This is a genomic window from Corynebacterium sp. MSK218, assembly GCF_030232655.1.
Taxonomy (GTDB): Bacteria; Actinomycetota; Actinomycetes; order Mycobacteriales; family Mycobacteriaceae; genus Corynebacterium.
On the sequence record NZ_JASPGN010000004.1, the window covers coordinates 70,293 to 85,036 of the forward strand.

The window sequence follows — 14,744 nt, forward strand, 5'->3', positions numbered from 1 at the left end:
CTATCTCACCACGGAGTAACCCCACCTCATGAGCACCACTACCCGCAGCCCTCAGCGCACTTTTGGCATTTATGCAGTACTCCTTGTGCTGCTCGTGCTTGTCGCTGCGCCATTGGTATCGGTGCTCATCAGCGCTGTGGTGGGGTACCGCGATGAGCCTTCTTCTCTCCACAAGATTGTGGAGCCGGGCATGGGAGAGGTCCTGCTTAATACTGTCGTCCTCTCCCTCCTCGTGGTGGTCTTTTCTACTCTGTTCGCCGCCCCGCTAGCCTTCTTGCGCGCGTGGACGCCTTTTTCTAAAGCGAACTGGATAGAAATCGCCATCATGATTCCTTTCATGACCCCGCCTTTTGCCGCAGCAATGGCGTGGATGGATTTCACCCGCCGCGGTGGAGTCTCCGAATTGCTCTTCGGGCATACCGTCGGCAAGCTCGCGCACGACGCCATTTACTCGGTTCCTGGCATGGCCTTCATCATGGCGTGCGAGCTCTTCCCCTTCCTCTATCTCATCCTGCGCAACTGTCTGACCTCAATTCCCGCATCCTCTCTGGAAATGGCTCAAGTCGCCGGCGCCAGCCGGTGGCAACAAATTAGTCGCATCATCCTGCCCACCGTCGTGGGCCCCTATTCACTGGGCGCATTGATCATTTTCATCAAGGCCGCCGGCGAGTTTGGCACCCCAGTTACCTTGGGAAACGCCATCGGTTTCACGGTACTGGTCTCCTCCATTTACCAAGACGTCACCATTGACCCGTTGAGCTTCTCCGATGCAGCAGCGTCCTCATCTGTGCTGTTTGCACTTGGCGTGGGTGCATGGGCCTTCCAACAATGGGTCTCGCGACGCGACCTCACCAGTGGGGGACGCGTATCCCGCCAAGTCTCTCTCCGCATTGGCGCCGTAGGCAAGGCCCTTGGCGGCGCCGTTACTTTCCTCATCATCGCCTGCTCGGTGCTCATCCCGTATATTTCCATCACCCTGGCAGCAATGACCATTCTGCGCTCCGCGCCCCCAACGCCTCAGAACCTCACCTTCGACTATTTCGCCATCGTCCTACAGATGCCTTCTGCCCAGGAAGCTTTGCTGCGTTCCATTGCCCTCGGCGCAGTAGGCGCCACAACGGCGGTCATCCTCGGCATTGCGGTCACCTTGCTCACCCAGCGGACCAAGCAGGTCAGTGCCCGTGTCACGGACTTCCTTGCTGTGGCACCCGATACTGTTCCCGGCATTGTGCTTGCCATCGGCTTCATCCTCCTGTGGAACGCACCGTGGCTGCCATGGACACCTTATGGCTCCATGATCATCCTCGTCATGGCTTTTACCGTCCTCTTCCTGCCCATGGCGGTACAAAACATCAAAACCTCCGCTGGCGCAGTTTCCCCTTCGGTCTACGAGGCAGCCGCCGTATCCGGTGCCTCTGCGCCCCATAAGTTGCGCAGCATCACCTTGCCGCTGCTTGCCCCGGGTATCTTTGCCGGTTGGCTGCTGGCGTTCTTTGTGGGCTTCCGCGAGCTCGTCATGTCCTCCCTAATCCGTCCGAGCCAGCTCAATCTCCTCGCGCCCTGGATTATGAACCAATTTGACCAGGGACATCGCGCAGAAGCCATGGCCATGACGCTCATCGGTGTAGGCACCTCCACCGTCGTGCTAGTACTTATCACTTGGTGGCAGGGACGGCGGGCGCGTGGCTAGCATTCTCATTTTCGCGGATCTTCACCTTGGCAGGCCTGGCGCGCCGGGCATAGAGTGGGCACTCGACGTCCTGGAGACCACGGACGCGGATGCCTGCATCTGTCTCGGTGACATCATTGACCGTACGGCCGACACAGATACCTACGTCCCCCAGGCCCAGCAGGTCATGGCCCGCGCCGGCGAGCTTTTCGACGACGCCCATTTCATCTCCGGAAATCACGACGTCCACCACAAACTCAGTTTCCCTTCGTTTGTGACCGTTCACTCTACCGACGTTCATGCCTTTCACTGCGCAGGCGCAACTGTTGTTACCGCCGCGGTGGCCGCAGACCCCGATCCCCGCAAGCTCACCTTCCCTGCCCGCCAAGGCGACGGGCCGCACCTAGGCTTGCTGCATTCGTCAGCGACTGGTGAGTTCTCAAAAGGCGTGTGCTTGCCTACGACGCCCAATCAACTACAGGCGTGCGACTTCGACGCATGGATTCTCGGCCATGTCCACACTCCGCACGTGCTTCAGAATGATCCCTTTATCGGTTGGGTCGGCATGGGCGAGGCAGTGCTTTACGACGTCCCCACCGCCTCCGTCACTCGCCTTTAAAACGTCTCCCACCTGGCCACATTCGATATTCGGAGAACTAGCTCTCACTTTCCCTCCGCGTGATCGATGTCTCACGAATTGGCGTTTGCGCTAGATCTTGAATGCCACATGCATGCATCATGTATGCATGCAGAAAGACAAGGTGCCCGCCGCGGAACGGGCCTACGAACACCTCAAGCGCCGCATCATCGATGATGAGGTTGATGACTCGGAAATGCTCTCCGAAGCCGCCCTCGCCTCAGAGCTGGGGATGAGCCGCACCCCGGTGCGTGAAGCTTTCCTCCGTCTCGAGGTGGAAGGCTTTTTGAAGCTCTACCCCAAGCGTGGTGCACTCGTGGTACCGATTAGTCCCCGCGAGATTCGTGAAGTGTACGAGGCACGGATGCTCGTCGACGAGCACTCTGCCCGTCATATCTGCTCTTTACCAGCCGAGGAGCGCGGCCTCATCGCCGATGTCCTCGACGCCACCATTGCGGAACAACATGCCGCGCTCGACAAGGACGACTTACGCGCCTATGCCAGGCTCGACGCGAAATTCCACCAGACCATCATGGACAACGGTGGCAACCGTCTGTTGGCCAATCTGGGGCACACCTTGCGCGAGCGCCAACAACGTTTCACCGCCACGGCCGTGGGGCGCAGCGTTGAGCGCGCACGTGCCTTCGTTGCCCAGCACGCCTTGCTGGCCGACGCCCTCCGCGCCGGCCACCTCGACACCTACCTCACCGAACTCGAATCTCACCTCAACTCTTCAAGGAAGCAACTGTGACTGTCTCCGCACATTCGCACCCGGAGGTCGACGCGGCTGTCGACGACTCCGAACTATCAACTGACTCCGCTGTGCCCCCAGCCCAGGGCTCGCTCTCCTCACGCGCGTGGTTCCCCGTTGCTGGCTCCATGGTCGCTGTGGCCTGGGGTGGCAATGAATTCACGCCGCTTCTCGTGATGTACCGCGAGACCTCCCACTTCTCTCAAGTGACCGTCAACGGCCTCCTCGCGGCGTATGTTGTCGGCATTATCCCGGCGTTGCTCATCGGCGGGCCGCTCTCTGACCTTATTGGCCGCCGCCCGATGCTACTTCCGGCCGCTCCGCTCTCTCTTGCTGGTTCTTTCCTTCTTTCTATCGCTCCCGAGGAACCTCTCATCATTGCCTTGGGCCGCGTTCTGTGCGGCATGGCGTTGGGCCTGGTCATGGCTGTGGGTTCAACGTGGATTACTGAGCTCATTACCCGTGCCGGTGGTGACCCTGCCTCCGGTGCACGCAAGGCATCACTGTGCTTGACCGCAGGTTTCCTCGTGGGCGCGGGCATCGCTTCTGTCTTGGCGCAGTGGGGTCCATGGCCGACTCACACCGCATATATCCTCCATATGCTGCTCACCGTTGTCACTGCTATCTGGATTCTTCACACTCCGGAAACCCGCCAGCCCAGCCATGGCACTGTGAAGATGACCATCCTGGATCTCACCGTCCGCGAGATGCTCCAGATGCTCCACGTCCCGACGGCCGCTCACAAGCGTTTCGTGCGCGTCGTCATGCCTGTAGCTCCTTGGGTCTTTGGATGTGCCGGTGCCGCTTATGCGCTGCTACCGCAATTGTTGTCCGACTCCGCCGGCAATGCCCCCATCGCATTCTCCGGTCTCATGACCGTCATCACCCTCGGCTGCGGCGTGGGCGTGCAAATGCTCGGCCGTATCGTGGATACGCACAAGTCCGCTCGCGCCTCCGCCATCGCCATGGGCGTTATCACCGTCGGAGCTGTCTTTGCCGCTTTCGCCGCGCATTCCTTGTCTCTGCCTCTAGGCATCGCCGCAGCTGCCACCATGGGCGCTGGCTACGGCCTCGCGCTCGTCGCGGGTCTCTCTGAAGTTCAGCGGATCGCGGGAGAACGTGAACTTGCTGGCTTGACCGCCGTCTACTACTCCATCTCCTACACCGGCTTCTTCATCCCCATGGCCTTCAGCGCCTTGGCGCCTTACATTGGGTTTACCAACCTCTTCATCATTGGTAGCGTCCTCGCTCTACTGTGCCTCATCAACGTCGTCATGGCGTGGCGCGCACACTTGCCAGGTGCTCGCCGTTAGCTCTCCGAATACAAGAAAGGCTCCACTCCCCTTACCGGGACGTGGAGCCTTTCTCCTCGATATTTAGCGCATGGTCAGCTGCGCCCTGCTGTCCAAGTTCTAGGCCTTGGCCACGGTCGCGGTGACACCCTTGAGGACGTCATGCACCGTCTGTCCAGCATCGCTCGACAGAGCCTCCGTCGTCACGGTGAAGTCGACGGCGAGCACCTCTGCCGCAATGTGCTCGCGGTGGCGGTTGGCCCACTCTTCCTTTTCTGCGGGGACGCAGAGGACCACCGTGATGCGGTCAGTCACCACAAAGTCTTCAGCCTTGCGGGCATCTTGGAGTCCTCGGATGACATCCGCGGCCCAGCCTTCGGCCTCGAGCTCTTCGGTGACCTCGGTATCCAGCACCACCAGACCGTCTACGCCGTCCACGCGTGCCGTGGACTCCGGGTTCGCTGCCTGCAAGCGCTCGGTGTACTCATCCGGGGTCAGGCGGATATCGCCGTCGACGACGACCTCCTCGCCGTCGCGCTCGTAGTTACCAGCCTTGAGGTTCTTGATGGCGCGCTGCACGTCCTTACCCAAACGCGGGCCCGCCACCTTGGCGTTGCACACCACGTCGAAGGTGCCGACCTCATCGACGTCATCAGTGAGCACAACGTCCTTGACGTTGACCTCATCGCGGATGATGTCCTTGAAATCTGCCAAGCGCGCCGAATCCGGCATCGCCACCGTCAGCTTCGGTAGCGGCAGGCGGTTGCGCAGCTTATTGGACTTGCGCACAGACGACGCCGCCGAAGCCACCGCGCGGGTGGCATCCATGGCGGCCACCAGGTTCGCGTCAGCCGGGTAGTCCTCAGCCTTCGGGTAGGAAGCCAAGTGCACAGAGCGCTCACCAGTCAGGCCGCGGTAGATGACCTCAGCAACGTGCGGCAGCAGCGGAGCCACCACGCGAGAGACGGTCTCCAGCACCGTATAGAGGGTATTGAACGCCTCAACGTGAGTCTCCTCGCCTTCCCAGAAGCGATCGCGAGAGCGGCGCACGTACCAGTTGGTCAAGGCATCCGCGAAGAGGCGAACCTCTTCGGTAGCCGAAGCAATGTCAGTATTCGCAAGTGCGTCATTCGTATTCTTCACCAAGTCATGCGTCTTGGCCAAGATGTAGCGGTCCAGCACGTTGGTGGAGCTGACATCGAACTTCGCCTCCTGGGAAGCATAAAGCTGCAGGAAGGTGTAAGCATTCCAGATCGGCAGGATGGCCTGGCGCACGCCCTCACGGATGCCCTGCTCAGTCACGATGAGGTTGCCGCCGCGCAGGATCGGCGAGGACATAAGGAACCAGCGCATCGCATCCGAACCATCGCGGTCGAAGACCTCGTTCACGTTCGGGTAATTGCCCTTGGACTTCGACATCTTCAGGCCATCGTTGCCCAGAACGATGCCGTGGGCGACGACCTTCTTGAACGCCGGGCGGTCGAACAGCGCGGTGGACAGCACATGCAGGAGGTAGAACCAACCGCGCGTCTGACCGGAGTACTCCACGATGAAGTCCGCCGGCGAGTGAGTCTCAAACCACTCCTTATTCTCAAACGGGTAGTGCTTCTGCGCGAACGGCATCGAGCCGGACTCAAACCAGCAATCCAGCACGTCCGGCACGCGGCGCATCGTGGACTTGCCCGTCGGATCATCCGGGTTCGGTCGGGTCAGCTCATCGATGTACGGGCGGTGCAGGCTGGTCGGGCGCACGCCGAAGTCACGCTCCAGCTCATCCAGCGAGCCATAGACATCCACGCGCGGGTACTCCGGATCATCGGAGATCCACGCCGGGATCGGCGCGCCCCAGTAGCGGGTACGGGAGATGTTCCAATCGCGAGCGCCTTCCAGCCACTTGCCGAACTGACCGTCGCGAATGTGTTCCGGCAACCACTCAATCTCGTTGTGGTTGAGCTCCACCATGCGGTCTCGGAACTCTGTCACCTTGACGAACCATGCCGGCAGCGCCATGTAGATGAGTGGTTCGCCGGAGCGCCAGGAGTGCGGGTAGGAGTGTTCAATGGTCACATGACGCACCACGCGGCCAGCTGCCTTGAGGTCCTTGATGATGGCCTTATTAGCGTCAAAGACCAGCTGGCCCTCATACGGCGGTACCTGCGAGGTGAACTTGCCATCCTCATCCACTGGGATGACCAGTCCCACGCCATACTTCTGGCAGGTGATCATATCGTCCTCACCGAAGGCCGGAGCCTGGTGGACAACACCGGTGCCATCCTCAGTGGTGACGTAATCCGCGAGCAGCAGCTGGTACGCGTTCTCGACATCCGGAAAGAAATCGAAGATGGGCTGGTAATTAAAGCCCTCCAACTGCGCGCCCTTGAAGGTCTTGAGGACTTCCGCCTCACCCAGCTCCTTCGCCAAAGTGCCGGTGAGTGCCTCGGCCATCACGAAGGTGCGGCCAGCAAAGTCGCCTTCGGTGGCCTTGAACAGGACGTAGTCGACCTCCGGGTGGACCGCCAGAGCCAGGTTGGATGGCAGGGTCCAGGGGGTGGTGGTCCAGGCGAGGAAGGAGGCGTCGGCAAGCTCGGCGTTCTCCGCCAACGTCTTCTCCGCCGCACTTCCCTCGACCGCACCAGCCACCGGGAACGTCACCGTCAGGGTCGGGTCCTGGCGCATCTTATAAGAATCATCCAGGCGGGTCTCCTGGTTCGACAGCGAGGTGTGCTCCGCCCAGGAATACGGCAAAACCCTAAATCCCTGGTAGATCAGACCCTTGTCATAGAGCTCCTTAAAGGCCCACATGACCGACTCCATGTACTCCAAGTCCATGGTCTTGTAGCCGTTTTCAAAGTCCACCCAGCGAGCCTGGCGGTTAACATACTCTTCCCACTCATCGGTGTACTCGAGAACGGACTTAGCGCAGTACTCATTGAACTTCTCCAGGCCCATCTCCTCGATCTGGGCCTTATCGGTGATCCCGAGCTGCTTTTCTGCCTCCAGCTCCGCCGGCAGGCCGTGAGTATCCCAGCCGAAGACGCGTGGGACGTGGTTGCCGGCCATAGTGCGGTAGCGCGGGACGATGTCCTTGACATAGCCGGTCAGCAAGTGGCCATAATGCGGCAGGCCATTAGCAAAAGGCGGGCCATCATAAAAGACGTACTCGGGACAGCCCTCAGTCTGCTCGAGGCTGGCTTTAAAAGTATCGTCGGCCTTCCAGTACTTCTGGACTTCCTGCTCCATATCCGGGAAGCGGGAGGATCCAGCAGTCATATCGACTTTGGGATAGACATTGCCGACGTTCGCGGGGTTGTTGCTCATCTAAATTTCCTTCACTCATTCAATGTGACGGGGACGCGCCTTGCGGCTCGCGGTACCACCCCGCTTGGACGCCCGTGGCGCCCCGCTTCATTGTGTGAAGGAGATGACGGTCCCTACCCGCCCGGTTCTAATAATGCGGCACTCGCGTGCCTCACGTTCTTCCGGAATGCTCCCCGGTGATAGCCGGCTCACTGCATATAGCTCCAGAGTATAACCGAGGAGTCAAGTTTTCACAGGCTCCGGTTCCCCAGATACCGAAATAGAAACACGTGTGTGCACTCGATGCTGAGGTGAAAAGGTTATTCACAGGAACATTCTTTCTAGTGCGTACTGGTCGCAGTGAGTCTTAGGCTCCAGAATCATGAACGCACTTCAGACTTTCCTTAACGCCCTGGCGCCCGGCATTGATGTCGTCGCTGGGTGCGAAGGGATGTCTGAAGCGGACCTCATTGCTGCTGGCTCACCGGATAAGACAGCCAAGGAATTGGTGCGCTTGCACTCGAGTTTCTTTGGTAAGACTGCAATGACTCGCATGCAACGCGACGCCGTGACTGCTGCCCGCCAGCGCGGCCATTCTCTGCCCACGCTCAACGTCATTGATCGCTATGCACGCAAAGCTCGGACTCTGGCCTTGGGGTGGAAGATGCGCCTTGAGCTGTGCCGCACGAGCGCTGATACCTTGGCGATGGAAGCTCTGGCCAAGAAGAAACTCAAAGAGCTCTCGAAACCGACGCAGCGCAAGGAAGGCGTCACGGTGTATCGCCGGCGCAACTCGTTGTGGACGATGGCGATTACGGCACCTTCTCATGTCATCGCAGAGCTTAACGACGCCGTCGATGACCAGCGCCCCATCGAATCCATCCAGGAAGCATTTTTCACAGGCGCGGCCCCACGCAAAGGGCTGCAGACCAACATTCTTGTCCCCTTGGACGCGTTGACGCAGATCCTCAATGGTGACGGCGAGGAAGTTACGCTGCGTATGACCAACGGCGCGACAATGACGGGTGCGGAGTACGTCAACAAGGTGATCTCCGGTGAAATAGACCTTGACGGCACGCTGGCGACACTCTTCCACCCCGTCCGCGGACCTGTGAACCTCTACCGGGAGGAGCGCAGCGCCAGCATCAAACAGCGCATCATGGCTATGGCCGAGTTTCCGGTCTGTGCGTGGGATAACTGCATGAAGCCGGCCGATGAGTGCCAAGTGCACCACATCATCGCGTGGAAGTATGGAGGTTATACCAACCCGGAGAACCTCGTCATGCTGTGTCCGTACCACAACGGGGTCAACCAAGATAACCCCAATGCTCCGCCAGGGCGTGGGCGGATGGCCCGAGTTGAGGGGACGGTAAAGCGCACCTTCGGTCCTCTCCCACCGCCTTCGCCACGGCAGGCGGCTAACAAAGCAACTGGACCTCCGGCCAGCGGTGCCACCTAGATTCGGGCCCTATCACTATCCGACAGAAGCTCTCCGCCCAAGGCCCTCCATCGCAGGAGCCCTCCACCTCAGGAATCCCTTGAGGCCGAGGGCTACTTGTCGTGCTTGCGGCGTATTTTCACCACGGTATCGGCGATAAAGAGAATGATGCCGACGCCGGCAGAGATGAACAACAGGTACAGGGACCAGTCAGCAGCGGTAAGGATGTAGTTCACGAATGCCAAGAAAGCCACAAATGCCAGAACCAATGCGCCAATGAGCATGTCCGCTCCCCTTCCACGAAAACTGGTCTTGTGCCTACCGGAGGCCCCCGGTGGTCTACAGAAAAGAATAACGGCGTCCGGTGCCGGACGCCGTTATTTCAGTCATGAGATAAAGATTAGTTGTTGGCCTTGCCTGCTTCACCGTTCGGAGCCGCAGTGCCGCGGGACTCCAGCTCCTCAAGCTGGGACTCGAGAAGCGTCTTGAGGCGGGTACGGTACTCACGCTCAAAGGTGCGCAGCTCGGAGATACGGGCCTCGAGAGCAGTCTGCTGCTGCTTAACCGTGTTCATGACCTCGGTGTGCTTTTTCTCCGCGTCAGCCTGCAGGGCTGCTGCCTTCTCTTCGGCCTGGCGGATCTGGGCCTCAGCGCGGGAGGTGGCATCAGACTCGGTCTGCTTTGCCTTGGCCTCTGCATCAGCGACGAGCTTCTTGGAACGGTTGTCTGCATCCAGCAGCTGTGCGTCGAAGCGCTTCTGGGCATCAGCCAACTGAGCCTTGGAGTGAGAGTCAGCGTCAGCAAGCTGCTTCTCGGCGGCCGTGCGGGCCTCAGCCAGCATGGACTCGGAGTCAGCCTTGGCCTCGTTGGTGAGGCGATCTGCCATCTCCTGAGCCAAGCCCAGAACACGAGCGGCCTGCATGTGGGTCTCCGGAGTAGCTAGGCCTTCAGCGGACTTGACGGCGCCAGCGCCGGCGATACCGGCGGCAGCTGTAGAAGCACCGGAGTTCTTCTTGGCGGACTCTAGCTCCTTCTTGGTGTTGTCCAGTTCGCGCTTGGACGCCTCCAGCTCACGCTTGGATGCTTCGAGCTCGCGCTTAGCAGCGGCGGCTTCCTCACGGGCAGCCTTGAGCTCTGCGGAACTATCTTGCTGCTGAGCAGCCGGTGCCTGGGAGGACTGGGCCTGAGCCTGAGCGGCCCTGGCCTGCTCCTGGGCCTTCTTGGTCTCTTCCTTGGCCTTAGCAACCTCGTTCTTCGAGTCAGCCAGCTTTGCCTCGTACTCAGCGCGCAGCTTGGACTCCACGTCCTTGCGCACGGCGGCCTCATCGACCTTAGTTGCAGCGGCACCGGCGCCAGCAGCAGCGCCGCCCTTGGACTGAGCCTTCAGGTCCTCAACCTGGGCCTGGAGATCGTCATTCTCATCCTGCAACTGAGCAAGAGCATCTTCGACGAGGTCGAGGAACTGATCGACCTCGTCCTCGTTGTAGCCACGCTTGCCAATCGGCGGCTTGCTGAAGGCGACGTTGTGTACATCAGCTGGTGACAGTGGCATTGACTTCTCTTCCCCTTACGAATCGGTCAAACCTCTAGTGGGTCCAGAGGCCGGGTACATATGCGGTTAATAGTACGGATTGTGATAACTCATTGTATCCAAATCAACACATTATCTAACGCAGACACGAGTCTCAACGTTAACAGGAGGGTTTAATACACCCGCGAATTAGACCGCAAGTCCGCCTGCGCCGAAGAATACCCAGCCGATGAGACGCGAGAGAATGGCCAAGAGCAGGAACAGCACGATGACTGAGACGTCGAGAGCAATGCCTCCCAACTGCAACGGCGGGATAACCTTGCGCAGGGCCTTAACGGGCGGATCAGTGAGAACAAACAGCACTTCAGCCACCATCATGAACCACCGCGGCGGGTTAAATTGACGCGAGAAGGACTGAATCATCTCGATGACGATGCGCGCGAGCAAAATCCACGAGTAGAGGCTCACCGCAAGAATGAGAATTGAACCTAAAGCATTCACAACGCCTGAGCCTATCTGAACCACCCCCGCGGGAGGTACTCCCCCGTCCGGCGGTTCGCCAGAAAACGCACGGAGAAAACCGAGAAAACGCAATGAGCCGCCGTTACCGGTCTCCTCCACTAGCCAACACGGGAGGGGGCAGGTTCGGCGGCCCTGAGGCGTCGAGTTTTAGCGCAGGTGCGCAGCGCGCTCAAGCTCCACGGTGGAGATGTCAGCGCCCTTCGGCACAATAGCGAAGACCTTGCGGCTGGTATCAACGCCCTTGGTGAGGTTCTTCATACGGCCCTCCAGTGCAAAACACAGGCCAGCAGCGAAGTCGACGAAGCGCTTGGCGGAGCCACGGTCAGCATCGGTGAGCTCGAAGACAACGGCGTCACCATCACGGAACGGGCCGCCAACCTTGGCTGCGTCATCGAAGGAGACGAGCGACAGGGCCACGATGGTCGGAACGAATTCTTCTTCCTGCTTGTCGTAGGACGGTGCTGCGTACGACGGAGCGTTGTAGGTGCGCTCGTCGGCGTAGTAGGCGTCGTCGGCGTCCATGTCCATCGGGCCCAGCCCGAAGAATTCCTTAGTCCTATCAATCAGTGACATTCTGGGTCTCCCTCTGACCTAGTTTTCTGTGAGATTAGTGTCTTTGAAATGCGCTTTTGCGATGCCACTTAAACTACTGGCCGCGGTCCCATAATTCCGGTTCCGACACGCACGATATCTGTTCCAGATTCAATTGCTTCCTGCAGGTCTGCACTCATTCCGGCAGAAAGCTTCAAGGGGCGCCCGAGCTGGCTGGCCACGTCCCCCACAAGCCCCTTCACCCGTGCAAAAACCTCGCTCGACTTACTCTCCAGGGGTGGGACAACCATAAAGCCCTGCAGCTCAAGATTGTCGAGTTCTTCGACGACGTCCACCAGGTCTGAAACCTGCTCTAGTGGGCAACCGCCACGGACGGTATCGCCGTCGGCGGAGACCTGAATGAAAACCGGCAAGATGCCGTCACGTTGGCCCCGTTCTTGGGCTAAAGCCACACCACGGTCGAGGGCACGAGCAAGTTTCTCAGAGTCGAGCGAGTGCACGCTATGCGCCCAGCGCGCCACGTGGTTGGCCTTCTTGGTTTGGATTTGCCCGATCATATGAAAGTGCATGTCGGGCAAAGCTTCGGCTTTGGCGCGGGCTTCCTGTTCGCGGTTTTCGGCAACGTCGGTAATACCCAGCTGACCAAGCAGAGCGATGTCGTCTGTTGGGTGGAACTTGGTTACTGGCAGCAGCTGCGGGACCTCGCGCCCGGCATCGTCGGCGAAGCGCTGGATGTCAGCTCGGGTGCGCTCGAGTCCGGCACGTAGTTCTTCGAGACGGTTCTGGTCAGTCATGGTTATCCCTCCAGCCAAATCACGCCGGCTTGGCGTCCGGTGACACCTTCGCGGCGATAGGAAAAGAAGTCAGTATCTTCGATAGTGCAACGCGGGTCGGACTCAATGGCAGTGATGCCCAGTTCCATGAGCTGGCGCACGAGCCCGGCACGGACATCAACGCCCCAGGTTCCTTTCGTGGTACGCGTTAACGACCCAGGCAAGTGCTTCTCGACGTCCCTTGCCATGTCCTCCGGCACCTCATAGTTTCGGCCCGAAGCGGCTGGCCCCATGAGTACCTGAATGGTCGACGGGGTTGCGCCGAGGTCCATCATGGAGTTGACGGTGTTGCGGATGATGCCGTTGCGTGCGCCGAGGCGGCCGGCGTGGGCGGCGGCGATGACGCCGGCGGGGACGTCGACAAGCAGCACCGGCGTGCAATCGGCCACGAGCACGCCGAGGCCAAGACGTTTTTCAGTGGTGACCAGGGCATCGGTAGCTTCGACCGGCTCGGTCATGCCACGACGCTCCTCACCTACCGTGGTGACGGTATTGGTATGTAACTGTTCCATCCACACGATGTCGTCGAGCCCCGTGGCACGGAGAAGGCGCTCGCGGTTAGCGGCCACGGCGGCGGGCTCATCGCCAACGTGGTCCCCTAGGTTAAAAGAGTCATAGGGAGACGACGACGCCCCGCCGGCACGGCTGGTAAAGACCATGCGGACGGGGCGCTTCGATGGGTGTGCTTCCTCGTTTACTGGCATGCACTCCAGAGTAGCGGGCTGCGGCTAGCGCATGAAGGAGGGCACGTCGAGATCGTCGTCGCCATCGTCATCGAATCCGCGGGAGCGGCGCTCGTCGGGGCGGGACAGGCGGTACTCGTCGCGGTTCTCGCGCTCCTCGCGGCGGAAGCGATCAGAGCTAGTGAACAGTCCACTAGACGGAGCCGGCTCGGACGGCTGCTCACGCTCGTAGGAGTGGCGCGGAGCGTACTCCTCGCGCTCGCGACGCTCGGCGGCCTGCGGCTCGACGCGGGTGTAGTCCTCACGCGGGGCCTCGGTACCGGACGCGGTGGGAGCCGCCGGCTGTGCCTCGGCACGGTTCTCGAAGAGGGAACCCGGGCGAGCTGCCGGGGTAGCCTGCTGGCCCTGCTGCGCTGCTTGACCGGGCTGCGCCGGCTGGGAGGTCATGTTGGCCTGTGCATCGAAGCCGGTGGCGATGATGGTGACGCGAACTTCGTCGCCGAGGTTGTCATCGATGATGGTGCCGAAGATGATGTTGGCATCTTCGTCGGCGCGTTCTTCCACCATGGAGGCGGCAGCATTGACCTCGTGGAGGCCTAGGTCGGAACCACCGGCGATGGAGAGGAGGACACCCTTGGCGCCTTCCATCGTGGACTCCAGCAGCGGAGAATTAATGGCTTGCTCAGCAGCGTTGAGAGCGCGGTTATCGCCGCGGGCGAAGCCGATGCCCATGAGGGCGGATCCGGCATCGGACATGACGGAGCGCACGTCCGCAAAGTCGACGTTGATCATGCCCGGGATGGTGATGAGGTTGGTAATACCCTGAACACCGTTGTGCAGGACTTCGTCGGCAGCGCGGAAGGCTTCGACAATGGACAGCTCCTCGCCGCCCAGCTGCATGAGGCGGTCATTCGGAATAACGATGAGGGTATCGCAGACCTCGCGCAGCTCCTCGATACCAGCCATGGCCTGGCGGGTACGGCGAGCGCCCTCGAACTTAAACGGGCGGGTGACGACGCCGACGGTGAGCGCGCCCATCTTCTTCGCGATGGAAGCCACGACTGGGGCGGCACCCGTACCGGTTCCGCCGCCCTCACCAGCGGTGACGAAGACCATGTCGGAGCCCTGGAGGGCGTCCTCGATTTCGGTCTTGTGGTCCTCAGCGGAAGTCTTGCCAACCTCCGGGTTAGCGCCAGCACCGAGGCCGCGGGTGGCCTCGCGGCCGATGTCGAGCTTGGTGTCCGCGTCGGAGAAGATCAGCGCCTGAGAGTCAGTGTTAATGGCGACGAACTGGACTCCCTTGAGGCCTTCTTCGATCATGCGGTTGACGGCGTTGACGCCGCCGCCGCCGACGCCGACGACCTTGATGTCCGCGAGGTTGTTGCTAGATGAGATCATACGAGGGTCTCTTGCCTTTCAACTAAGGATTTTATGTAAACGAGGAGGCGCCCCTTTTTCGCGAGAGGCGGTTACATCCATCTTTAACGAAAGGAGGGTTATTTCGGCGCACATTTTGCCGCGTGTCGGTACCCTCAACCT

General features: G+C 60.3%; 13 protein-coding genes. 5 read left to right on the top strand and 8 right to left on the bottom strand.

Annotated elements, in window-relative coordinates; all coding sequences use genetic code 11:
- The first annotated feature begins 28 nt into the window (after window positions 1-28).
- From QP922_RS04440 to QP922_RS04455, 4 genes are all read left to right on the top strand, one after another.
- The gene (locus tag QP922_RS04440) at window positions 29-1,690 is read left to right on the top strand and encodes an ABC transporter permease (RefSeq protein ID WP_284808087.1); all 1,662 of its coding nucleotides are present in this window, start codon (window positions 29-31) and stop codon (window positions 1,688-1,690) included.
- Window positions 1,683-2,288: a metallophosphoesterase family protein gene (locus tag QP922_RS04445; protein ID WP_284808088.1), complete on the top strand. Its 606-nt coding sequence runs from the start codon at window positions 1,683-1,685 to the stop codon at window positions 2,286-2,288. Before QP922_RS04440 ends, QP922_RS04445 begins: the two co-directional genes overlap by 8 nt.
- Before the next feature lie 127 nt (window positions 2,289-2,415).
- A complete protein-coding gene (locus QP922_RS04450) occupies window positions 2,416-3,057 on the top strand; it encodes a GntR family transcriptional regulator (RefSeq protein ID WP_284808089.1) in 642 nt (213 codons plus the stop codon).
- A 128-nt stretch (window positions 3,058-3,185) separates the two neighbouring features.
- Entirely contained in the window at window positions 3,186-4,370 is a 1,185-nt protein-coding gene (locus QP922_RS04455; RefSeq protein ID WP_284808172.1) for an MFS transporter, read from the top strand.
- A 99-nt stretch (window positions 4,371-4,469) separates the two neighbouring features.
- On the opposite strand, the gene ileS is transcribed toward QP922_RS04455, so the two are convergent.
- The gene (gene ileS / locus QP922_RS04460; protein ID WP_284808090.1) at window positions 4,470-7,667 is read right to left on the bottom strand and encodes an isoleucine--tRNA ligase; all 3,198 of its coding nucleotides are present in this window, start codon (window positions 7,665-7,667) and stop codon (window positions 4,470-4,472) included.
- 361 nt (window positions 7,668-8,028) lie between these two features.
- Here ileS and QP922_RS04465 point away from each other — a divergent pair, with 361 nt between their 5' ends.
- The gene (locus QP922_RS04465; RefSeq protein WP_284808091.1) at window positions 8,029-9,105 is read left to right on the top strand and encodes an HNH endonuclease signature motif containing protein; all 1,077 of its coding nucleotides are present in this window, start codon (window positions 8,029-8,031) and stop codon (window positions 9,103-9,105) included.
- Window positions 9,106-9,197: 92 nt separating this feature from the next.
- Here QP922_RS04465 and QP922_RS04470 read toward each other — a convergent pair whose 3' ends face one another.
- From QP922_RS04470 to ftsZ, 7 genes are all read right to left on the bottom strand, one after another.
- On the bottom strand, window positions 9,198-9,368 hold the full coding sequence (locus QP922_RS04470) for a hypothetical protein (protein ID WP_039676076.1): 171 nt from the start codon (window positions 9,366-9,368) through the stop codon (window positions 9,198-9,200).
- A 116-nt stretch (window positions 9,369-9,484) separates the two neighbouring features.
- Window positions 9,485-10,636, bottom strand: coding sequence for a DivIVA domain-containing protein (locus QP922_RS04475; RefSeq protein WP_284808092.1), 1,152 nt, complete (start codon window positions 10,634-10,636; stop codon window positions 9,485-9,487).
- A gap of 168 nt (window positions 10,637-10,804) precedes the next feature.
- A complete protein-coding gene (locus tag QP922_RS04480; RefSeq protein ID WP_284808093.1) occupies window positions 10,805-11,116 on the bottom strand; it encodes a YggT family protein in 312 nt (103 codons plus the stop codon).
- Window positions 11,117-11,284: 168 nt separating this feature from the next.
- On the bottom strand, window positions 11,285-11,710 hold the full coding sequence (locus QP922_RS04485) for a cell division protein SepF (protein WP_039676080.1): 426 nt from the start codon (window positions 11,708-11,710) through the stop codon (window positions 11,285-11,287).
- 68 nt (window positions 11,711-11,778) lie between these two features.
- Window positions 11,779-12,483, bottom strand: coding sequence for a YggS family pyridoxal phosphate-dependent enzyme (locus QP922_RS04490; protein ID WP_284808094.1), 705 nt, complete (start codon window positions 12,481-12,483; stop codon window positions 11,779-11,781).
- 2 nt (window positions 12,484-12,485) lie between these two features.
- Complete coding sequence (gene pgeF / locus QP922_RS04495; RefSeq protein WP_284808095.1) at window positions 12,486-13,226, bottom strand: peptidoglycan editing factor PgeF; 741 nt, start codon at window positions 13,224-13,226, stop codon at window positions 12,486-12,488.
- Window positions 13,227-13,250: 24 nt separating this feature from the next.
- The gene (ftsZ, locus tag QP922_RS04500) at window positions 13,251-14,603 is read right to left on the bottom strand and encodes a cell division protein FtsZ (protein WP_284808096.1); all 1,353 of its coding nucleotides are present in this window, start codon (window positions 14,601-14,603) and stop codon (window positions 13,251-13,253) included.
- Window positions 14,604-14,744: the final 141 nt, after the last annotated feature.